Origin of the sequence: Thiocapsa imhoffii (assembly GCF_016583985.1) — a bacterium.
Taxonomy (GTDB): Bacteria; Pseudomonadota; Gammaproteobacteria; order Chromatiales; family Chromatiaceae; genus Thiocapsa; species Thiocapsa imhoffii.
This window is the reverse complement of sequence record NZ_NRSD01000034.1, coordinates 1-21,057: the sequence shown is the minus strand read 5'-3', so window position 1 is coordinate 21,057 and position 21,057 is coordinate 1. Positions and strand designations below refer to the sequence as shown.

Here is a 21,057-nt window from a genome sequence, read left to right as displayed (position 1 = left end):
TCAAATGGAGGCGTAACGCTTGCGCAGTCGTTGGCGAACCACCTCAGCCACCGTATTCAGCACGAAGGTGAACAGGAGCAGGACTAGGGCGGACAGGAACAGGACTCGGAAATGCGTTGAGCCGACCGCGGTTTCGGGGAGCTCCACCGCGATGTTGGCGGCAAGCGTGCGCATTCCTTCGAAGAGATTGAAGTTCACGATTGGACTGTTTCCGGAGGCCATGAGAACAATCATGGTTTCACCCACGGCCCGCCCGAATCCGATCATCACGGCGGAGAAGATCCCCGGACTCGCGGTCGGCAAAACCACACCAACAACGGTCTGCCATGAAGTCGCCCCGAGCGCGAGCGAGCCTTGCGTGAGATGCCGGGGGACGTTGAACACGGCATCCTCAGCGATCGAAAAGATGGTCGGAATCACTGCGAAGCCCATTGCTAAACCAACGATCAATGCGTTTCGTTGATCATACGGAATCCCGACATTCGTGAACCATTGACGCATCGACCCGTCGAAAAACGCCAACTCGATCCATGGGCTCGACTCAACCGTGATCCAGCCGAGAACGATGACCACCGGAACCAGTAGAGCCGCCTCCCAACCAGGCGGAATGATCCCGCGGAACCCACTCGGCAACCGACTCCACGAGAATCCGGCAACGAGCATTCCAAAGGGAATCAAGAGCGCGCCAACGAAAATAATGGGAAGATGATTCTCGATATAGGGAGCGAGCCAAATCCCCGCGAGGAACCCCAAGATGACCGTGGGCAACGCCTCCATCAGCTCGATCGATGGTTTGACAATCCGCCGCATCGGTTTGGCCATGAAATAGGCGGTATAAATAGCGCCCATGATGGCCAGTGGAGTCGCCAACAGCATCGCAAAGAGTGCAGCCTTGAGCGTGCCAATGGTCAAGGGCGTGAGACTGAATTTCGACTCGAACGCATCGTCGGCTGATGAGGATTGCCAGATGAATTCCGGCTGGCCACGGCCCTCGTACCACACCTTGCCCCAGAGCGCGCTGAGCGACGTCTGTGGGTGCGGATTATCGATGGTCAGAACCTGTAAGTGATCGGCGTTTTCGGCCTTGACCAAAGCCAAACGATTAATCGGTGAGATCGCGATCCGGACCACAGGTTCTGCGGTTGCCTCGAGCTGTTTCAGCGTCACACTCGAGGTGGCGTAGTGAAGGCTGACCCGCCCGGTGTCGTCCCCAGCCAAAAAGCCCTTGCGCGAGTATTCCGGCTCGATGAAGGTGATGGCACCGGATTGTTGGCGAAACCCGCGAATCCGTGTCAAATTTGCCTCGCCCGTGTCCTCGTTTCGCACCAGAATCCATTGCGAAAGGCTGCCGTCCGAACCGCCCACGATCAACGAACGCGATCCCACTAAGAACGCTGCCGCCGTGGCCGAGACCCCCTCCGGAACCAAGTCGACGCGTTCCAGGATACGCGGGTTTTTCGGGTCGACGATGTCGATGTTGAAAAGGGCCCCTTCTTCGTCGATGGCAAACAGATTACGCAGCGACTCGTTCACGAAGAGTTGGGTGACGGGGCGCTGAATGGAGGGTAGGTCATAGTCTTCTCGGCTGAGCTCGACCGAGCCGGTTAACATGTTACGACGGGCGCGGAACATGGCCATGGCAATGTCGCCGCTGTCCGTCCCCGCGGCCACGATGTAGCCTCCGCGACCGTCGACAATGGTGAGTGCCGAATAGTTACCCGTGATCCCTCCACCGACACGAATCGGCTCATCGCCTAGGGGAAATTCCAAGGTTGGGGTGATGACCCGAACCCCTTGCGGAAACGTCTGGCGATAGTCAATCTTGAGCGGGAGGACCGAGCCGTCGGAGAATCCGTAAACGAAGAGGCTTTTGCGACTCTCGGAGCGCCCAAAGGCGGTGACGGTTTCGCCCTCTGGCACGGGGACGTTCTCGCGCGCCAAGATTTTGCCTGTCTCAACATCGAAAAAGGTGATGATGCCGGATGAGGAAAAACGACCACCGATCGTCTCGAAACGATCCAAAGTCAGGTGGACAGTGTCCGACGAATCCTCATCGGCGAGGATCGTGATCTCCTTGGCGACCTGTATTGCCGCCGGTTTCAGGAGCGGATAGGCTTCGTAAAACAGATAGACGAAGATCAGCGCCAGCGCGATGATCACGCCGATTCCAGCTGTGCCGACCCCATAACGCGAAAAGCCATCGCGGAAACGGCGAACCTTCCGGAGTTTTTCGCGACGCTCGCGGGACGGCAACAGTGATGAGCCGAACTCCAACGTCTGTTCAGTGGATGCTGTCATCGTCATCGATCTCAAACGAACGGATATGTATCGCGGCGGATGGATGCGCCTTCACGACCGACCATCCGCCACAACCGAAGGAAACTCGAAAGACCGTCTCGATGGGCGAGAAGCTGTTTCGAGATTTCTCCTAACCAGGAAAGGGAACGGGCCTCGTGCGATGCGCAACGAGGCCCGTGCTCGCAGACCAATCGGCTAATTCAGACCTTTCTCTTCACGGAAGCGCTCGACAACCTCGGCAGGCAAGGTGACATAGCCGTCACGGTTGACGACCTCTTGGCCTTCCTTGGCAAGCACCATGCGGAAAAACTCTTTCTCAAGTGGGTTCCAACCCGTGCTGGGGTTAGCATTGGCATAGATATAAAGGAAGCGGGCCAAGGGGTACTCGCCTGTCGCGGCGTACTGGGCTTCCGGCGGAATCATCTCTCCACCATCCTCTTTCGCGAGCGGAATCGCCCGAACACCTGAGGTCATATAACCGATACCGGAGTAGCCGATTCCGTTTAGGGTTTGTTCGACACCTCGGACCACGGCGGAGGAACCCGGCTGCTCGTTGATGGTCGACTTGAAATCGCCACCACAAAGAGCGTTTTCTTTGAAAAATCCATACGTTCCAGAAACAGCGTTGCGGCTGTAGAGAGTGAAATCCCGATTGGCCCAAGCACCAGTCAAGCCGACTTGACCCCAGTTGGTGATGTCCTCTGGATAGCCGCAGGCGCGGGTCGCGGAAAAGATGGCGTCGACTTGCGGGAGGCTCAGCCCTTCGATGGGATTATCCTTATTGACATAGACGGCCAGCATATCGATCGCAACCGGGACATCAGTTGCCGGATAGCCGTAGCGATCTTCGAAGGCACGCTGCTCCGATTCACGCATCGGACGGCTCATCGGGCCGAAATTGGAGGTTCCTTCGACCAGCGCCGGTGGTGCCGTCGAGGTTCCCGCACCCTGAATCTGGATTGCCACATTCGGGTAGAACTTCGCGAATTCCTCGGCCCACAGGGTCATGAGATTGTTCAGCGTATCCGATCCGACCGAGGTTAGATTGCCTGAGATACCGGAAACGACTTCATAGTTTGGCAGGTTCGGATCGACGTCGGCCGTGGCGATACTCGCATACGCGCCCATGGCCGCAGCAATACTCAGCACCAGTGCTGGTTTTTGGAACATTACAGACACTCCTGAAGCAGAAAATTGAGCTACGCGGAATAGGGCATGCGATGAAAAGAGCGGCGCCGCATCTCCGCGCGAGGGGTAACCACGCCGTCAGCGACGTCGTGACGTGATCTATTATGGCGAGGGGTCATCTCGATTCAGTGACGAAAGCATGACCACTGAATGACAATGCGTCTGTTGAGAGCCGGATCTCTCCAACCTTCAGCGCAATCCGGGAACCGGTTGCTGCGACGCATCACGAACCGGGACCTGGGGTGGCTGGATGATGTCCAGCAGCTCAAGCTCGAAGATGAGCGTTTCCTCGGGACCGACCTGTCCGGCGCCCGAGTGGCCGTAAGCGAGATGAGGTGGAACCACCAGCCTCGCGCGTGTCCCGACCGGGATCATGGTCAGCGCCTCCCGCCATCCGGGAATGGTACGTGCAACGGCAATGGTCACAGGCTCGTCGCGGCGCCGTGATCCAACGACCTCGCGCCCGTCGAGATGCCAGCCCACATAATGCAGTTCAACCCAGTCATCCACGCTCGGGATAAGACCAGTCCCACTGACCAAGACCTCCAACTGTAAGCTGCTGTCGAGGATGACGACGCCCTCGCGCTGCGCGTTCTCGCTGAGGTAGAGGCTCCCCTCCTCCATGTTTAGGTCGGCGAGCAGCATCCGATCCTCGATTTGTTCGGGGGTCAAGGCGCAAGAGCGCGCCAACACGAACACGACAAAGAGGGCAAGGACGCTGATCGCAAGGGTCCGTCTCATCGGGCTATCCCTCAGTGCTGCGTCAGGGCCCAGGTGTCAGCACGGCGACGCGCCTCGGCGATCTCCTCGGGCGAAAGGCTCGCCTCGAGAACCAGGTAGATTTGCTCACCGAAGGGGTCACCTTCGGCCGCGGCAAGGCTCGCCCACATGGCTGCGGTCATCCGGTCTTCCGGGACGCCGCGCCCCTGGTAGTACATGGACGCCAACCAGCCCTGCAGTCGAGCATCCCCGTTTTCAGCGCCGATACGTGTATAGTGCGCCGCCCGGTCCGGATCCACAGGATGACCGCCGATCCCTTCGATATAGAGTCGTGCCAGAAAATAGGCTGCCAGCGATTGGCCGTCGGCAAGCGCATCCTCGAGCAACGTCCGTGCTTCCTCGACCCGTTCCGGATCTCGTCCGCCCTGCGCGTCGGCGATCAGCACGGACGCCCACGCGATCCGTGCGGGCGCATAGTCCGCCGTGATGGCGGAGTTGAACCACGTCTCGGCTTGCGCACGATCGGCGCGAACGCCATCGCCCCCCAGATACATCCATCCAAGCTTCACCGCATATTGGTGGGCGCCGGCGCGTGCCGCGCGAGCGTACCAATGCGCGGCCTGCTCACCGCTCTTTGGGATGCCCTGGCCGGTCTCGTAGATCCAGCCAAGATAGCTCATCGCGCTCGGTGAACCGGCCTCGGCGGCCTCCTCAAAGGCCGCGCGCGCGCCGGTCCAGTCTGGTGGGTCCTGGCGCATGAGGGCATGCGCCCGGGATTCCGCATCAACCGATTCCGGGGGAACGAGGGGGGCAGCACGTGACGCATCCGCTGGAGCGCTCGACGAGTCATCCGCCAAAGCGGTTTGCGGCACGCTGAACGCAAAGGACATGACGAGCAAGGCGACGAGGCTCACATGATGCATCGAGAGAAACACCCCCAGTGGACGCTCTAAGCTGTTTCTGCAACAAATGGAATCCTTCAAGATCCTAAGGCGTCGTTGTGACGATTTGATGACCAGGCCCGGCCTCCAAGGCAGCCGCTCCCGCAGGGTCGACCTCGAGCGTACAAGGATCCAAGCTGACACGAGCCGACAGCGTGTGCCATCCAATGGACGAGGATTCAAGACATTTCGTTCGTGTCCTTGTCTTCATTTCAATATTCGTTGTATAGTCAAAACATGCAGCGCGCAACCGCCACATCCGTCTTTGAAGCCCTCGCCTCCGGCATCCGGCTGGATGTGTACCGGCTACTCGTGAAAAAGGGCATGGCGGGCCTGGTCGCCGGCGAGATCGCCGCGACGCTAGAGATCCCGCCAACGAACTTATCGTTTCATCTCAAGGCATTGACCCAAGCTGGACTCTTGAAGGTCGAGCAAGAGGGACGCTTTCTACGCTACCGCGCGAACATTCCCTTGATGCTCGATCTGATCGCCTACCTGACGGAAGAGTGTTGCGCGGATCAACCCGAACAGTGCGCGGACCTGCGTGCCGCTTCGAGCTGCTCGCAGACCCTCCTGCCACCTTTATCTTCCGAACGAACAACTCCCTGAGCCAGGCAGATCCTGAGCAGTTCTCCGGACCCCATTCCTCAATTCGTGGACAAAGACCATGAAATACATCCAAGTCTTTGACCCCGCCCTCTGCTGCAGCACCGGCGTCTGCGGCGTCGATGTCGATCAGGCTCTCGTCAGCTTCTCGGCCGATGTCGAATGGGCGAAGCAAAACGGGGCACGGATCGAGCGCTATAACCTTGCGCAGGAACCGCTGGCCTTCGCGGAAAACGTGGCGGTTCGGAGCTTCCTGGAACGCTCCGGGCAGGAGGCGTTGCCGCTGATCCTGATCGACGGCGAGGTCGCACTGGCCGGGCGTTACCCCACACGGGCTGAGCTCGCCCGCTGGGCCGGCATCCTCGCCGTGGCCGACCCGATTCCCGTCACCCCGTGTTGCAGCGGCAGCTCGTGCTGCTGAGCGACGGAGAAACCGTATGCGCTTTCTCGATCACCCCCCGCGCTTTCTCTTTTTCACCGGCAAGGGCGGCGTGGGCAAGACCTCGATCGCCTGTGCAAGCGCGGTCGAGCTTGCCGCGATAGGCAAACAGATTCTGCTCGTCAGCACGGATCCGGCCTCGAACGTCGGGCAAGTCTTCGGTGTCGCGATCGGCAACCGGATCACGTCCATCGACGCCGTCCCCGGCCTCTCCGCGCTGGAGATCGACCCGCAGGCTGCGGCCCAAGTCTATCGGGACCGCATCGTCGGCCCGGTCCGCAACCTGTTGCCCGAGTCTGTCGTCAAAGGCATCGAAGAGCAGCTCTCGGGGGCCTGCACCACCGAGATTGCAGCCTTCGACGAGTTCACCGCGCTCTTGCTCGACTCGGCCTTGACCGCCGGCTACGACCACATCGTCTTCGATACCGCACCGACCGGCCACACGATCCGATTGCTTCAACTGCCCGGTGCCTGGAGCGGATTTCTCGAAGCCGGCAAGGGCGACGCCTCCTGCCTCGGCCCCTTGGCCGGGCTGGAAAAGCAACGCGCACAGTACAGCGCTGCGGTCGATGCCTTGGCCGATCCCGAGCGGACCCGCCTGGTTTTGGTCGCCCGCGCCCAGCAGGCGACGCTGCGCGAGGTCGCTCGGACGCATGAAGAGCTCGCGGCCATCGGCCTGCGGCAACAGTACCTCGTCGTCAACGGCGTGCTTGCGGACGCCGCAGCCGCGAACGACAGCGGGGCCGCGGCCGACGTCCTGGCGGCCGCCATCGGTCGGCGTGAACAAGCCGCGCTGGCGACGATTCCGGACGTGCTCAAGACCCTGCCGATGGACCGCATCGCGCTAAAACCCTTCAATCTGGTTGGACTCGACGCCTTGCGCGGCTTGTTGACAGACACCGCACCGATCGATGCCCCCGAGGAGATCGCGTCGCAGCCGCTGGAGGCCCCCGATCTGGCAAGCCTCGTCGAGGAGATTGCCGCGGATGGCCACGGGCTCGTCATGCTCATGGGTAAAGGCGGCGTCGGCAAGACCACACTGGCCGCAGCCATTGCCGTTGAGCTGGCGGACCGCGGATTCCCCGTGCATCTCACGACATCCGACCCCGCGGCGCACCTGGCCGAGACCTTGACTGAAAGCCTGGAGGGCACGGGCGCCACGCTCGAGATCGGCCGCATCGATCCTCGGGTCGAGACCGAGCGCTATCGCGAGCATGTGCTGAGCACCAAAGGCGCGCAGCTCGACGACGCCGGCCGAGCACTCCTGGAGGAGGATCTGCGCTCGCCCTGCACCGAGGAGATCGCGGTGTTCCAGGCCTTCTCGCGGATCATCCGCGAGGCAGGCAAGACATTCGTCATCATGGACACGGCACCGACCGGTCACACGCTGCTGTTGCTCGACGCCACCGGCGCCTACCACCGCGAAACGACCCGACAGCTCGGCGACACAGGTCTGCAGCTGCGCACGCCCATGATGCAGTTGCAGGATCCGAAACAGACCAAGGTGGTGTTGGTGACCCTGGCGGAAACCACACCGGTCCTCGAAGCGGCCGGTCTGCAGGCGGACCTTGAGCGCGCCGGCATCCAGCCCTGGGCCTGGGTCGTCAATCAGAGCCTCGCGGCCGCCCGGACGCGCTCGCCTCTGCTGCGCCGCCGCGCGGCGAACGAGCGCGAGCTGATCGACGCGGTCGCCGAGCAGCATGCACGGCGCTATGCGGTCGTCGCGCTTCAGGAGGCCGAGCCGATCGGCGCGGATCAGCTCCGGCGCCTGACCACGGCAACTGGAGCTCCTTCGTGGTGATCTTCGCAGTCGGCTCGAATCAGCCGGAGGGCCAATGATGATGCCTCACATCGAACCGCGTCATGTTTGGGTCGTGATCGCCTTGACCTCCGCCGTGCTCGCCCTGGCGAGCCTGGTATTGACCCCGTTACTGGATCTTGACCCCTGCCATCTGTGCATTTTTCAACGGCTGCTGTTCATGATCCTGACCCTGTTGGCCGGTTTCGCAGCGGCCTGGCGGCATCCGGGCCGATCGCTACTGCCCGCACGGCTGGCCGGGTTGACGCTCCTGCCGATCGCAGCGCTCGGCGTCGGTGTCGCCGCCCATCAAAGCTGGCTGCAATGGCAGCCCCTAGACGGCATCTCCTGTATCGGTGGACCGCCCGGCCCGATCGAGCGCGTCGTGGAATGGCTCGGCCAACAGGTGCCCTCGCTCTTCATGGCCAGCGGATTCTGCGAGGACAGCGAGCTCGTCATCCTTGGTCTTTCGCTCGCGAACTGGGCCTTCCTCTTTTTCCTTGCCATCCTGGTTGCGGGGACTTGGGCCCTGTGGCACGACCGGCGCGAGCCCAATCCTCATGCGCGGCATCGGAGGCATCACTCATGATCAAAAACGCCCATTCGACACGCGCCTTCGTCGCCTTTCTGGTGACTTGGTCATTCGTGATCCTCACCGTCACCGGCATCGTGCTCTACATCGTCCCCCACGGGCGCGTCGGCAACTGGACCTTCTGGACCCTCGGCGGACTCGGCAAGGACGGCTGGGCTGATGTGCACATCCTGTTCGGGGCGGTCTTCATCGTGACCGGCGCGCTTCACCTCTACTTCAACTGGAAGCCCTTCAAGAAGTATCTGGCCGAGCGGGTGCGCGGCCATCTTGCGGTCAAACGCGAGTTGGTGACCTCGCTCGTCGCGACGCTGCTCCTCACCCTCGGAGCGTTATTCGCCGTCCCGCCGGTCAGCTGGCTGTTCGATCTCAATCACTGGGCCAAGTCGGCCTGGAGCCGCACCCCGGGACAAGAGCCACCCTATGCGCGCGCCGAAGCCACCCCGCTGCCCATGTTGGCTCAGCGTCTCGATTTCGATCTCGACGCTGCCCTGGGGGCCATGCGGGAGGCCGGAATTCATTTTGAGGAGACCCAAGCGCACGGCCAGACGCGCATGAGCCTGGAGAGCATCGCCCGTGCGAACGCGACGACGCCCGCTGCGCTCTTCAGCTTGATCCCGCAGTCAACTCCGGCGCGGAATGCCGACCAACTGCGCGGCGATCGGGCGCGCGTCGGCGCCGACACCAACCCTGACTGATTCACGAGACAACCCCATGATCTATCCAATTGAGGATCTCACGGATGGCATCGACCCGATAGACCAGCCTAAGGGTTCCGTGCGCTAGATATCTGCCTCGACCGGCAACACGCCTTGAGAATCTTGAGCTCAGCAATCAGCACGTCGAGGCCACTCGAGCAGACTTCGCTCGCAATCTCGATACTCACTCCGAATCTTGCCGGGGGCTCCGATGCCGATGGTGATACCGCATCGACCGCTCACATTCCGAATTCCAAGCGGTCACGCAATTGGGATCGGGGTAACACACTCATCGCGCATCGATCCCATGACTTAACGAGGACTTGACATCATGACAAGCCAATGTGAGGTGGCTGGCAAGCAGGCATCCGGCGCTGCCATCGGTCTGTTCGAGCGCTATCTGAGCCTCTGGGTGGTGCTGTGCATCCTGGCTGGTATCGGCCTCGGGCATTTTGCGTCCGGTGCCTTCCAAACCATCGGCGAGCTCGAGGTGGCTCAGATCAACCTGCCGGTCGCGGTGCTGATCTGGTTGATGATCATCCCGATGCTGCTTAAGGTGGATCTCACCGCCTTGTCGGGCGTAACCGCGCACTGGCGCGGCTCGGTGGTCACTCTGGTGGTCAACTGGGCGATCAAGCCCTTCTCCATGGCGCTGCTGGCCTGGCTGTTCATCGGCTGGTGGTTCGCACCCTATCTACCGGCAGAGCAGATCGACAGCTACATCGCCGGCATGATCATCCTTGGCGCCGCGCCCTGCACGGCGATGGTCTTCGTCTGGAGCAATCTCTCGCGCGGCGAGCCGAACTTCACCCTCGCCCAAGTCGCCTTGAACGACTTGATCATGGTCGTCGCGTTTGGCCCCATCGTCGCCCTGCTGCTAGGGCTCACGGCCATCATCGTGCCTTGGGACACCCTGCTATTGTCGGTGTTGCTCTACATCGTGGTCCCGTTGGTGATCGCAACCATTTGGCGGCGTCTGTTGCTGCGCACGGACCCTCAGGGTGGCTCACTCGCGCGCGTGCTGGAGCGACTGCACCCGGTCTCGCTCATCGCGCTGTTGGCGACGCTGGTGATGTTGTTCGGCTTCCAGGGCGAGCAGATCATCCAGCAGCCGTTGATCATCGGCCTTCTGGCCGTCCCGTTGCTGATCCAATCGGTGCTGATCTTCGTCATCGCCTATCTCGCGAACCGCTGGGTGCGCTCGCCGCATTGCATCGCCGGTCCCTCGGCGATGATCGGCACCAGCAACTTCTTCGAGCTGGCGGTGGCCACCGCCATCGCGCTGTTCGGCTTCACGTCCGGCGCCGCGCTGGCGACCGTGGTCGGGGTGCTGATCGAGGTCCCGGTGATGTTGCTCTTGGTGCGTGTGGTGATGCGCACGCGCCGCTGGTACGAGCGCGGACGCGGGATTCCGCCGAGCACCGACCTCTCCCCGGTGCGGGCTCGATCTGCCTAGACAGGTTGACCGGCATCGGCTCTCACGAACAGGTCGCAAAACATGAGTTCAGAGGGTTGATTGACAGATCAGGCATGAACGTCCGTCCAGTTCGGAATGTAGGCTTGCCTGATCCGGAATGGAGGCCGTCCGCGAGCTGCTCGCGAAAGGCGAGGCGCGTGGCTCATCCCCCGAGCCTGCGACCTGCGACACTCGAACTGCCGGGCGAACCTGACCCGCGGGTTCAGGAGGGCCATGAAGATCAGGACACGCCGCGAGTTCTAGAAGGGCCTGCTGGCGCTGCTGTTGCTCGTCGCGCCGTCGGTCGTATCGGCCGCGTAGGCCAGATCATTCCTGGCGCATGGGCTTGTTGGCGAGAAAGAAGGTGAGCGAGGCAATCACCAACGCCAGCGCAGCCCCCAGGGCGAGGATATCGGTGCCACCCTCCCATGCGACCGCCACGCGCAGAAATAGAACGGCCAACACAGTGATGACAATACTCACCAAATTGGCCTTGAGATCTTCGAGGTCGTTTACCTTCAGCCAGCGCGGCAGTGGCAGTCTTTCGTCCACGAAGAGCTTATAAAGGCTCAGGCTCATCATATACATCGCAATGGCGATGAGGAAAATGTCGACCGCCTCGATGAGTCCCACCGCGAGGAGCTTGGCGTTCGAGGGCGAGACGTCGGGATTGAGTATCAAGCCGGCAACCACCTTCACTACAAGCACGGATTCGAAGAGCATGAGCGCGACCGCGCCGACAAATGTCGCCACAATGGCGATCAGGACCAAATAGCGGGAAAAACCAAGGATGCGCAGGAACATAGGGAGCCTCGAACAGGGGCCGGCGATCGCGCAGAAGATTATCATAGCACCCGAGTCATCGCCCGCCGACCGAAAAGAGATGGGATCGATGTGCATACGGAGCTGCGCGATGATCTCGAGGACCTGGACGAGCACGATCAGGATGAACTCGAAGCGATCGTCGGGCGGGCCGAGTTGATCTCGCTTCCGGCTGGGGGCTGGCTCAAGAGCTGGTTGATTTCGAAGATCTTGTCACAGATTCTGCGGACGAATCATTCTTCCTACGTTTCCGGAGAGTTTCGCGATGGACGGCATGTTCTGGTTGGCGCTATTGGTGGCGGCAGGGGCGTTCTTATCGTTCTCGGAGATCGCGTTTGCGGCGGCTCGGCGGACGCGCTTGGAGATGCGCGTGCGCCAAGGCGACTGGCGCGCGCGTCTTGCGTTGCAGTTGCGCGAGCAGCCGGGGCGCTTTTTCACGGTTATCCTTTTTGGTGTGAACGTTCTCGGTGTGCTCGGAGGGATGCTTGCCGAGGCGGTCTTGGCGCCTTGGTTTCAGTCGCTGATGGGAGGCGCCGAGCCGTGGCGTCTGTCCGGCGGCTTTGAAATCCAGACCAGCCTTGTGGCCTCAATTGCAGCTTTCTTGCTGGTCACGCTGGCCTTTGTTCTGTTCTCTGACCTGATCCCCAAGCGCATTGCATTATCGGTTCCCGAGGGTGTTGCGGCCTATACCGCCCGGCCGATGTGCGTACTGATCTGGGTGCTGCGCCCGGTCGCATGGGCCATCGACGGCCTCGCCACGGGAATCATTCGACGACTGGGGATACAGCTCACGCAAAAGGAAGCCGTCACCGCAGACGAAATCATCGCAATGACCGAGGCCGCGGCCCAGTCCGGCGAGGTGCTCATTGAAGAGCAGACATTGATTTCAAGGGTCTTTGCTCTAGATCAGCGACTGGTGACCTCGTCGATGACGAGTCGTGACGACATTGTTTGGCTGGACCAGCAAGCCGCGCCGGAGCAGCTGTCGGAGTTGATGCGCAAGCACCCTCGGCGCCGCTTTCCAGTGTGCGAAAAGTCGCTCGACCGCCCCTTAGGCTACGTCGAGACACACGATCTGCTCTCCCGTCTGCTGGCGGGCGAACCTATGGCCCTCACACCCGAGACGATCCGGCGCGACCTGTTGGTTTTTCCCGATACGCTGACTCTGCTCGAATCGCTGGAAGCGTTTCAGGCTGCTGGCCAGGATTTCGCCCTGATCATCAACGAGTACTCGATGGTGGTTGGGCTAATCACGTTACACGACGTGATGGATACCGTCATGGCCGCGAGCAATTGGGCCTTGGAAGAACGCATGATCGTTCGCCGCGACGGGGACTCTTGGCTCATCAATGGCCTCACACCGGTGGATGAAGTCTGCTCGGTGCTTCAGATCGAACGCTTCGAAGAAGATGAGCATTTCGAAACGTTGGCCGGGTTCCTGATGTGGAAACTGCGCAAGATCCCTCGCCGCGCCGACGCCGTTGAGCATGCTGGTTACCGTTTCGAAGTCGTCGCGGTGGACCACTTCCGTATTACACAAGTTCTTGCCACTCGCCTAACGCCGACCGAGCCTCCTCCAGAATCCAATCTGTAGGGCTGGTCACTGGCGCTTGAAATCTTAGCCAATCTGCCATAACCTTATACTATGGAGCGCAAGCTAGTCAAGATTGGTGAAGCCGCCGCGATGATCGGCTCGACCCCCGCGACCTTGCGTAAGTGGGAATCGACAGGCGAGCTTCTCCCCGCGCGCAAAACGAAGGGCGGGACTCGGTACTACGCTGTTGCCGATCTGCTTGCACTCGGGGATGTAGATGCCCCAACGATCTGCTACGCACGGGTATCGAGTCACGACCAAAAGTCGGACCTTGATCGTCAGCACGAGATGCTTGAAGCCTACTGCGCTGCGAAGGGTTGGCGCACGGAGGTCATTCGCGACCTCGGGTCCGGCATGAACTATCGGAAGAAAGGGCTTCAGACGCTCTTGGAGATGATCCTTCGTCGTCAAATGCGCCGTTTGGTTCTTACGCACAAGGACAGGCTCCTGCGTTTCGGTTCTGAACTGGTTTTTTCGTTGTGCGAGATACAGGGCATTGAGATCGTCATCATCCACAAGGGTGAGCAGCCGAGCTTCGAAGAAGAGCTTGCACAGGACGTGCTGGAAATCATCACGGTCTTTTCGGCCCGGCTGTACGGCAGTCGTTCAAGAAAGCACAAGAAGCTGCTGGCGGACCTTCAGTCTGCTGGTGACGCTATTGCAGAAGAACTCGGGATCTACGATGTTGCTCGCCCACAAGATTGAACTGCGTCCGACAGCCGAACAAGCGGGCTATTTAGCGCGTGCTTGCGGGTCTCGTCGTCATTGCTACAACCAGTTGCTTGAACACTTCAGTCAAAAGGACGTGAAGTGGTCGAAAGCTGCGGCGTACCAGCATGACATGAAGGTGATCCGCCCGGCGCACCCCTGGTACAACGAAGTGTCCAGCCGAGTGACCCGCAACGCGATTGATGACCTCGACAACGCCTTCAAGCACTTCTTCCGCCGTGTGAAGCTGGGTCAGAAACCGGGTTTCCCGGCATTCAAGAAAAAAGGCGTCGGTGACAGCTTCGCTTTGCGTGAAAAGCCAAAGTTCGACGTGGAGGGCCGGGAACTGCGGATCGAGAAGCTGAAAACGCGCATCAAGATGCGCCAGCGGTTGCGCTTCACCGGCACGCTGAGCCAAGTCACGATCAGCCAACGTGCCGGTCAGTTCTACGCTTCGATTCTTGTCGAGACAGACGACGACAACCCGCGCGCGCCGGAGAAGGACGCTGTCGGCGTCGATTTCGGCATCAAGTCTTTGGCGGTCACCTCGGACGGCACCGTCTTCCCAGAGAACAACGCGCTGAAGCGGAACCTGAAGGCGTTGAAGAGAAAGCAGCGCAGACTGTCGCGCAAGCAGACAGGCAGCAATCGCCGGGCGAGAGCCAAGCTCGCGATGGCCAAGCTGCACAAGCGCATCAGCGACCAGCGTCAAGCTGTGCTGCACGAGCTGTCGGACCAGTTAACCCGGGACGATAAGGTCATCTGCCTGGAAGACCTGAACGTCAAAGGCATGATCAAGAACGGCAAGCTCGCCCGCCCGATCAGTGATGCCGGTTTCGGCCTGCTGCGGCGGATGATCGAGTACAAGGCCGAACTGCGCGGCGTCGAAGTGTCCTTCATTGGGCGCTTCGAGCCGAGCAGCCGGACTTGCTCTGAATGCGGTCAACGGCATGACATGCCGCTATCGGTGCGCACGATGAAATGCGACTGCGGCAACGTCATGGATCGCGACCTGAACGCGGCCAGGAACATCCTGGCTCGTGGTCTGGACACGCTTAGGCCGGACCTTAAACGCACGCACGGGTTGGGTCAGACCTTGGGCTCGCCCAAGGCCGCGACGATGACGGCGTGAACATGCCGGATCAGAGCAGATTTTGTTGATGATCTTAGGCATTTATGAGCGGCAAGAATCGCGTTAGCGCGAAGATGGCTGGCCGAGGGTCAGGCCGCTTCGTTGAGACCGTCCAGACGGTGAGAATACCCATCTTGGCACCCCGGCCTGGGAGAATGATGCCTGACATGGAGCTTTTCCCGGCGTCCGCAGCAGATCGGTGACGGGTCGATCGTGAAGGGGTCGTCTCAGAAAACGGAAAAAAACGTACGCTAAGCCTGTGTTGAGGCTGGCACCCAGCGGTACAGCGTAGGAACAGACACGCCGAGATTCTTGGCCACGTCCTTGGGCGGGACGCCACTGGCCAGCAGCTTCTTGGCTGACTCGATCTTGCTATCGGTTATCTTGGGCTTGCGACCACCCTTACGACCGAGTTGCTTGGCGGTGGCAAGCCCGGCACGGGTGCGCTCGACGATCAGCTCCCGCTCCATTTCGGCGAGGCTTATCGTTTTCAGAAGGCGACTGCACGGAATATCAGGAGTCGGCTGCACTGCCAAAACTGGCCGCCTGCAAGGCGGCATACAGGGCTGTCTTGCCGACCTTGAGCCGTGCGGCAGCTTCGCGGACGTTCAGGCCGTTGGCGATGTGCTCACGCGCCCGCTGCAACTTGTCGGCGGTGACAACCGGCTTGCGTCCGCCCTTGCGCCCACGTGCGGCGGCAGCCGTCAATCCGGCCTTGGTGCGCTCGCGGATCAAGTCACGCTCGAACTGGCCCAGTGCGCCGAACACATGGAAGATGAGCCGTCCGCCTGACGTGGTGGTGTCGATGGCTTCTGTCAGCGAACGGAAGCCGACGCCGCGCGCTTCCAGTGCGCCGACCGTCTCAATCAGATGCGGCAGCGAGCGCCCCAGCCGATCCAACCGCCACACGACCAAGGCATCGCCTTCCCGCACATAGGCCAAGGCCTCCGTCAGGCCGGGCCGGTCGGCCTTGGCCCCGGAAACCACATCCTCGAATACGCGCTCGCAGCCCGCCTTACGCAGCGCGTCAGTCTGTAAGGCGGTATCCTGTTCCGCCGTCGATACCCGCGCATAGCCAATCAGCGCCATTGCCTCCCCTTTTGTCCGTCATTCCGTCCGCCTATCTTAACGTCCGACAACCCGTCGAACAAGCGGTTATCGGACAAGTGTCCGCCTTGGCCGACTAATGATCGTTTGCCGGACAGTCGATGGCACGCAACACCAGGGACGCGAGGATTCAGACCGCCACAGAGAGTTGCAGATGGTTAGGCGCAGCACCCACGCTGCTGCTGGATCGGCGGGCACGGCACCGACCCGAACGAACAGAACACGCAGCAATCACCCGGCTTGGGACGCAGCAGCGTATGGCAGGCCGGGCACTCGTAGTAGAACAGGCAGGCGTCCGTAGGCATGGTTTTCTGCTGCGCGTGGCCGCAGTTCGGGCAGGTCAACACGGATTCGAGGATGACAGTGCTCATCGTGGCGTCACTCCTGCACGGTGGTCGGATAGCCTGCGTTCGTCGTTGCTGTGGTCAACGCCTCCGGCTGGGCCTTGTCGGCGTCATAGGTGACGGTGGCCGTTTTCTTGTCGAAATCGACCTTGACGGCGCTCACACCGGGCACCTTTACAAGAGGCCCGACACATCACACCGACGCGCCGATGGCGGCCAGTGCACCCGCAATCAACGAGCCTCTTTCAGTGAGTTGTGTCATGTCGTTTTCCTTGAACCTGTTTGCCCAAGTGTTACTCTAAATTCCGTACCTAAGTACGGAGTCAAGGGGATGTGATGGCACCAGAACTGACCATCGGCAAGCTGGCTGACACTGCCGGGGTGAATATCGAGACGATTCGCTACTACCAGCGGCGTGGCTTGCTGGATGAGCCGCCCAAACCACTCGGCGGGCATCGGCGCTATGCACCCGAACAGGCCAAGCGCGTGCGATTCATCAAGCGGGCACAGGCGCTTGGGTTCACGCTGGATGAGGTGGGCGCACTGCTGACCTTGGATGCCGCCTGCGCGTGCGACGAGACTCGGGCGTTGGCCGTGCGCAAGCTGGGTCTGATCGAGCAGAAGATGGCCGACCTTGCGGCCATGCGGCAGGCGCTGGGTGGATTGGTGCAGCAGTGTAATGCGGGCGACGGCGGGGCCAACTGTCCCATCATCGACGTGCTGGCTGGCGATTGAGCGCGACCCAAGGAATAGCCGCATCGTGCATAGGACTTCTGGGCAAGCCGGACTTCGCGCCGCGTTTTGTGCACAGGTCTGCTGACATGGGTTCGCTTAATAGTCCGTTGCACGCCGGGCCGCTTCGCCCAATGACTGGTGCAGTCGCCTTCTGAAAATGACACCGCTTGCCTTGGCGGGCTTGTCACAAACCAGCGTTTTCAAGAAGAAGGAAGCCGCATGCCCCGCCGTTCGATCCTCTCCGCCGCTGAGCGCGAAAGCCTGTTGGCGTTGCCCGATACCCAAGACGAACTCATCCGGAACTACACCTTCAGCGAGCCCGACCTGTCACTGATCCGCCAGCGGCGCGGTGATGCCAACCGCCTGGGTGTCGCGGTGCAGTTGTGCCTACTGCGCTTCCCCGGTCAGGGTCTGCTACCAGACGCGGCAGTGCCAATGCCCCTGCTGCAATGGATCGGGCGGCAACTGCGGCTCGACCCGGCATGTTGGCCGCAGTATGCCGAGCGGGAGGAAACCCGGCGCGAACATCTGCTTAAACTGCGGGCATATCTGGGCATGGAGCCGTTCGATTTAGCGCACTATCGGCAGGCTGTCCATGCTACGACCGAGTTGGCCTTGCAGACCGACAAGGGCTTCGTGCTGGCCAGCAGCGTCCTCGACGCACTGCGGCACCGACACGTCATCTTGCCGACGCTGGATGTTGTCGAGCGTGTCTGTGCCGAATCGATCACACGCGCCAACCGGCACATCTACGATGCCTTGGCCGATCCGCTGTCGGACGCACATCGCCGCCGCCTCGACGACTTGCTCAAGCGCCGTGACAACGGCAAGACCACTTGGCTGGCTTGGCTGCGCCAGTCCCCGGCCAAGCCGAACTCGCGGCACATGCTCGAACACATCGAACGCCTCAAAGCTTGGCAGGCGCTTGACCTGCCCTTCGGCATCGAACGGCTGGTTCACCAGAACCGGCTGCTGAAGATCGCCCGCGAGGGCGGCCAGATGACGCCTGCCGACCTGGCCAAGTTCGAGGCTCAACGACGCTACGCCACCCTCGTGGCACTGGCCATCGAGGGCATGGCCACCGTCACCGACGAAATCATCGACCTGCACGACCGCATCCTGGGCAAGCTGTTCAACGCGGCCAAGAACAAGCATCAGCAGCAGTTCCAGGCATCCGGCAAGGCGATCAATGCCAAGGTGCGGCTGTTCGGGCACATCCGCGATGAAACCTACGGGGCAGCGCTGGCCGAGCTGGTCAATACGCAGTTCCGCCATCCCTTCGCGGAGCACTTGGGCGACGGCACCACGTCATCGTCAGACGGCCAGAATTTCCGCACCGGTAGCAAGGCTGAAAGCACGGGCCACATCAACCCGAAATACGGCAGTAGCCCAGGGCGGACGTTCTACACCCACATCTCCGACCAGTATGCGCCGTTCCACACCAAAGTCGTGAACGTCGGCGTGCGCGACTCGACCTATGTGCTCGACGGCCTGCTGTACCACGAGTCCGACCTGCGCATCGAGGAGCACGACACCGACACGGCGGGCTTCACCGATCACGTCTTTGCGCTGATGCATCTGCTGGGCTTCCGCTTCGCGCCGCGCATCCGCGACCTGGGCGACACCAAGCTCTACATCCCGAAGGGCGATGCCACCTATGACGGGCTGAAACCGATGATCGGCAGCACGCTCAACATCAAGCACGTGCGCGCCCATTGGGACGAAATCCTGCGGCTGGCCACCTCGATCAAGCAGGGCACGGTGACGGCCTCGCTGATGCTCAGGAAACTCGGCAGCTATCCGCGCCAGAACGGCTTGGCCGTGGCACTGCGCGAGCTGGGCCGCATCGAGTGCACGCTGTTCATCCTGGACTGGCTGCAAAGCGTTGAGCTGCGCCGCCGCGTGCATGCCGGACTCAACAAGGGTGAGGCGCGCAACGCGCTGGCCCGTGCTGTGTTCTTCAACCGCCTGGGCGAAATCCGCGACCGCAGTTTCGAGCAGCAACGTTACCGGGCCAGCGGTCTGAACTTGGTGACGGCGGCCATCGTGCTGTGGAACACGGTCTATCTGGAACGGGCCGCGAATGCCCTGCATGGCCACGGGCAGGCTGTCGATCCCGCGCTGTTGCAGTACCTGTCGCCGCTGGGCTGGGAGCACATCAACCTGACCGGCGATTACCTGTGGCGCAGCAGCGCGAAGATCGGCGCGGGCAAGTTCAGGCCGCTACGACCGCTGCAACCGGCCTAGCGTACGATTTTTTCCGTTTTCTGAGGCGACCCCCTTTAGTACAGATAACCCAGCCCACGGGACTTGATCGGTACGGGCACTTCTCTTCCCTGTGTCCACGTTGCGCTTGGCGAAGCCGTGGCTGTTGTATTATGCTTCCCGTGAACCATGAATAACGACCGTCCTACGCCGAGGTAGACGCGTGATCGTTTCTTTCCGCGGCAAGGGTACCGAGGATATTTTCGATGGCGAGGACTCAAATGCAGCGCGGCGGACCCTGCCAGCGAACCTTCAGGCCCGTGGTGCCAAGGTCTTGGACCGCCTGAACTCCGCCGTGTCCCTGCAGTCGCTTTCGCTTCCCGGTCTGCGCCTGGAGAAACTGAAGGGCGATCGATCCGGACAGCACTCGATCCGGATCAACGACCAGTACCGCGTGTGCTTTCGCTGGACCGAGGCCGGGGCGGAAGAGGTCGAGATCGTCGACTACCACTGACCCCAAGGGTGCAGAAGAACGCCGGAGGATCCACACCATGCGCCGTCTGCCGAAGAATCGCCGTCCGACACCCCCGGGCGAAGTCTTTCTGGAAGATTTCCTGCTTCCACTCGGGATCACGCAGAAGGACGCGGCGGCTCGCCTTCACATTTCCGTTCCGCGCATGAACGAGATTGTCAGGGGCAAGCGCGCCGTAACCCCGGATACCGCGCTCCGCTTCGCGAAGTTCACGCGGACCGAGCCCGAATTCTGGCTCAACCTTCAACAGGCGGTGGACCTGTGGGATGCGATGCACTTGGCCAAGGCTGGGCTGGACGAAATCCAGCCTGCGCAAACGGCCTGAACGCCTGCGGGGATCGCCTCATTCCGAGGCATGGCCCTGCGCCTCCTCGAAAGGTTGCACCGGTACAGCCCGCGGCAATCGCCCCACGCTTCTTGGTGTTGTGCGGCGGTCCCCATTGAAGCCGAACCGCTTGGGCGGTCTGCCTCACTCTGAATTGGGCAGCAGCTTCTGCGACGTGGCGGCCGTTGGTTCTTCACCGCCGAGTGCCCGGCTTTGGCCGTGTACCGCTCCGGTCAGCGACAGGTCGCGACCCCAATCGGCCACCCGGTCTGGTTGGATGAGGGTCCCCAGGCGGGCCTCAAGCGGACAGTCGACACCCGCCCTTTGGTGATTGGGTCAGGCAGGCTTCACCGGTTTCGCTGAGCTTGGCACTCTGAAGGACGTTAGGATCTCGCACGGACGCGATCATGGTGCCGTTGGCCGTTGGCAGGGAGCCAGCACGGTTGAAGTTGCGTGGCCGTATGTGGAGCACGTCAGTCGTCCGCGGCGGCCCTGGCGATCGCGCGGAGCGCGGCCACGGTCTCGTGGTCGCTGTCGTCGAAATCCGGATCGGCGCTGGTCTTCACGATGACCACCTCGCGTACCGGGTCGATGTAGACGTATTGGCCCCAGACTCCGATCGCGAGGAAGTCGCCCTGCGGGTCTTCCGGGATCCACCACTTGTAGCCGTAGCCGAAGGTCCAGCTCGAAGCAGGGTTCTCGCCGGGCTGCAGGTGTGGTGCGCTCGGGTTCACCGAGGCCGCGACCCAACCGGCCGGCACGATCTGCCGACCCTCGCGCGCGCCACCCTCGAGGTACAGTCGCCCGAAGCGCGCCCAGT

At 61.5% G+C, this 21,057-nt stretch carries 22 protein-coding genes and 1 pseudogene; 13 read left to right on the top strand and 10 right to left on the bottom strand.

The genetic code is table 11. The features are described from left to right. The 4 genes from CKO25_RS19300 to CKO25_RS19285 all read right to left on the bottom strand — a co-directional run bounded on the left by CKO25_RS19300 (nt 1) and on the right by CKO25_RS19285 (nt 5,129). A complete protein-coding gene (locus CKO25_RS19300) occupies nt 1-2,298 on the bottom strand; it encodes an ABC transporter permease subunit (RefSeq protein WP_200389587.1) in 2,298 nt (765 codons plus the stop codon). Nucleotides 2,299-2,493: 195 nt separating this feature from the next. Then, a complete protein-coding gene (locus tag CKO25_RS19295; protein WP_200389586.1) occupies nt 2,494-3,468 on the bottom strand; it encodes a PstS family phosphate ABC transporter substrate-binding protein in 975 nt (324 codons plus the stop codon). Between the two features lie 207 nt (nt 3,469-3,675). Then, complete coding sequence (locus CKO25_RS19290) at nt 3,676-4,227, bottom strand: FKBP-type peptidyl-prolyl cis-trans isomerase (protein WP_200389585.1); 552 nt, start codon at nt 4,225-4,227, stop codon at nt 3,676-3,678. Nucleotides 4,228-4,238: 11 nt separating this feature from the next. Beyond that, nucleotides 4,239-5,129, bottom strand: a complete 891-nt coding sequence (locus tag CKO25_RS19285) for a tetratricopeptide repeat protein (RefSeq protein WP_242467759.1) — start codon at nt 5,127-5,129, stop codon at nt 4,239-4,241. Nucleotides 5,130-5,384: 255 nt separating this feature from the next. Here CKO25_RS19285 and CKO25_RS19280 point away from each other — a divergent pair, with 255 nt between their 5' ends. From CKO25_RS19280 to arsB, 6 genes are all read left to right on the top strand, one after another. Beyond that, nucleotides 5,385-5,756: an ArsR/SmtB family transcription factor gene (locus CKO25_RS19280; RefSeq protein WP_200389584.1), complete on the top strand. Its 372-nt coding sequence runs from the start codon at nt 5,385-5,387 to the stop codon at nt 5,754-5,756. 58 nt (nt 5,757-5,814) lie between these two features. Continuing rightward, nucleotides 5,815-6,174: an arsenite efflux transporter metallochaperone ArsD gene (gene arsD / locus CKO25_RS19275; RefSeq protein ID WP_200389583.1), complete on the top strand. Its 360-nt coding sequence runs from the start codon at nt 5,815-5,817 to the stop codon at nt 6,172-6,174. A 16-nt stretch (nt 6,175-6,190) separates the two neighbouring features. Continuing rightward, nucleotides 6,191-7,993, top strand: coding sequence for an arsenical pump-driving ATPase (gene arsA / locus CKO25_RS19270; RefSeq protein ID WP_200389582.1), 1,803 nt, complete (start codon nt 6,191-6,193; stop codon nt 7,991-7,993). Between the two features lie 34 nt (nt 7,994-8,027). Then, nucleotides 8,028-8,579, top strand: a complete 552-nt coding sequence (locus tag CKO25_RS19265; protein ID WP_338115183.1) for a disulfide bond formation protein B — start codon at nt 8,028-8,030, stop codon at nt 8,577-8,579. Further along, on the top strand, nt 8,576-9,277 hold the full coding sequence (locus CKO25_RS19260) for a DUF4405 domain-containing protein (RefSeq protein WP_200389581.1): 702 nt from the start codon (nt 8,576-8,578) through the stop codon (nt 9,275-9,277). Before CKO25_RS19265 ends, CKO25_RS19260 begins: the two co-directional genes overlap by 4 nt. Nucleotides 9,278-9,608: 331 nt before the next feature. Then, a complete protein-coding gene (arsB, locus tag CKO25_RS19255) occupies nt 9,609-10,733 on the top strand; it encodes an ACR3 family arsenite efflux transporter (protein WP_200389580.1) in 1,125 nt (374 codons plus the stop codon). A 327-nt stretch (nt 10,734-11,060) separates the two neighbouring features. Here arsB and CKO25_RS19250 read toward each other — a convergent pair whose 3' ends face one another. Further along, complete coding sequence (locus tag CKO25_RS19250) at nt 11,061-11,537, bottom strand: YqhA family protein (RefSeq protein WP_200389579.1); 477 nt, start codon at nt 11,535-11,537, stop codon at nt 11,061-11,063. A 283-nt stretch (nt 11,538-11,820) separates the two neighbouring features. On the opposite strand from CKO25_RS19250, the gene CKO25_RS19245 reads away from it, so the two are divergent. From CKO25_RS19245 to CKO25_RS19235, 3 genes are read left to right on the top strand one after another with little or no spacing between them, the layout of a single operon-like run. Further along, nucleotides 11,821-13,149 carry a hemolysin family protein gene (locus CKO25_RS19245; RefSeq protein WP_200389578.1) on the top strand — a complete coding sequence of 443 codons (1,329 nt, stop codon included), beginning with the start codon at nt 11,821-11,823 and terminating at the stop codon, nt 13,147-13,149. 51 nt (nt 13,150-13,200) lie between these two features. Continuing rightward, on the top strand, nt 13,201-13,854 hold the full coding sequence (locus tag CKO25_RS19240) for an IS607 family transposase (protein WP_200389577.1): 654 nt from the start codon (nt 13,201-13,203) through the stop codon (nt 13,852-13,854). After that, nucleotides 13,832-14,989 carry an RNA-guided endonuclease InsQ/TnpB family protein gene (locus tag CKO25_RS19235; protein ID WP_200389576.1) on the top strand — a complete coding sequence of 386 codons (1,158 nt, stop codon included), beginning with the start codon at nt 13,832-13,834 and terminating at the stop codon, nt 14,987-14,989. The genes CKO25_RS19240 and CKO25_RS19235 overlap by 23 nt, the downstream gene beginning before the upstream one ends. 251 nt (nt 14,990-15,240) lie before the next feature. On the opposite strand, the gene CKO25_RS19230 is transcribed toward CKO25_RS19235, so the two are convergent. From CKO25_RS19230 to CKO25_RS21385, 4 genes are all read right to left on the bottom strand, one after another. Next, the gene (locus CKO25_RS19230) at nt 15,241-15,459 is read right to left on the bottom strand and encodes a helix-turn-helix domain-containing protein (RefSeq protein WP_443080765.1); all 219 of its coding nucleotides are present in this window, start codon (nt 15,457-15,459) and stop codon (nt 15,241-15,243) included. Between the two features lie 43 nt (nt 15,460-15,502). Beyond that, entirely contained in the window at nt 15,503-16,078 is a 576-nt protein-coding gene (locus tag CKO25_RS19225) for a recombinase family protein (protein ID WP_200389575.1), read from the bottom strand. 176 nt (nt 16,079-16,254) lie between these two features. Next, a complete protein-coding gene (locus CKO25_RS19220; RefSeq protein WP_200389574.1) occupies nt 16,255-16,467 on the bottom strand; it encodes a GDCCVxC domain-containing (seleno)protein in 213 nt (70 codons plus the stop codon). A gap of 7 nt (nt 16,468-16,474) precedes the next feature. After that, complete coding sequence (locus CKO25_RS21385; protein ID WP_338115182.1) at nt 16,475-16,603, bottom strand: heavy-metal-associated domain-containing protein; 129 nt, start codon at nt 16,601-16,603, stop codon at nt 16,475-16,477. Between the two features lie 173 nt (nt 16,604-16,776). Here CKO25_RS21385 and merR point away from each other — a divergent pair, with 173 nt between their 5' ends. From merR to CKO25_RS19195, 4 genes are all read left to right on the top strand, one after another. Further along, nucleotides 16,777-17,175, top strand: a complete 399-nt coding sequence (gene merR / locus CKO25_RS19210) for a mercury resistance transcriptional regulator MerR (protein WP_200389572.1) — start codon at nt 16,777-16,779, stop codon at nt 17,173-17,175. Nucleotides 17,176-17,394: 219 nt separating this feature from the next. Beyond that, a complete protein-coding gene (locus tag CKO25_RS19205; RefSeq protein WP_200389571.1) occupies nt 17,395-19,422 on the top strand; it encodes a Tn3 family transposase in 2,028 nt (675 codons plus the stop codon). 181 nt (nt 19,423-19,603) lie between these two features. Continuing rightward, nucleotides 19,604-19,894 (top strand): type II toxin-antitoxin system RelE/ParE family toxin, encoded by a 291-nt coding sequence (locus tag CKO25_RS19200; RefSeq protein WP_200389570.1) that lies wholly within the window; start codon nt 19,604-19,606, stop codon nt 19,892-19,894. 37 nt (nt 19,895-19,931) lie between these two features. Then, nucleotides 19,932-20,237, top strand: coding sequence for a HigA family addiction module antitoxin (locus CKO25_RS19195; protein WP_200389569.1), 306 nt, complete (start codon nt 19,932-19,934; stop codon nt 20,235-20,237). 473 nt (nt 20,238-20,710) lie between these two features. Here CKO25_RS19195 and CKO25_RS19190 read toward each other — a convergent pair. Then, nucleotides 20,711-21,057 (bottom strand): annotated as a pseudogene (locus tag CKO25_RS19190) (hypothetical protein); the annotation flags it as partial.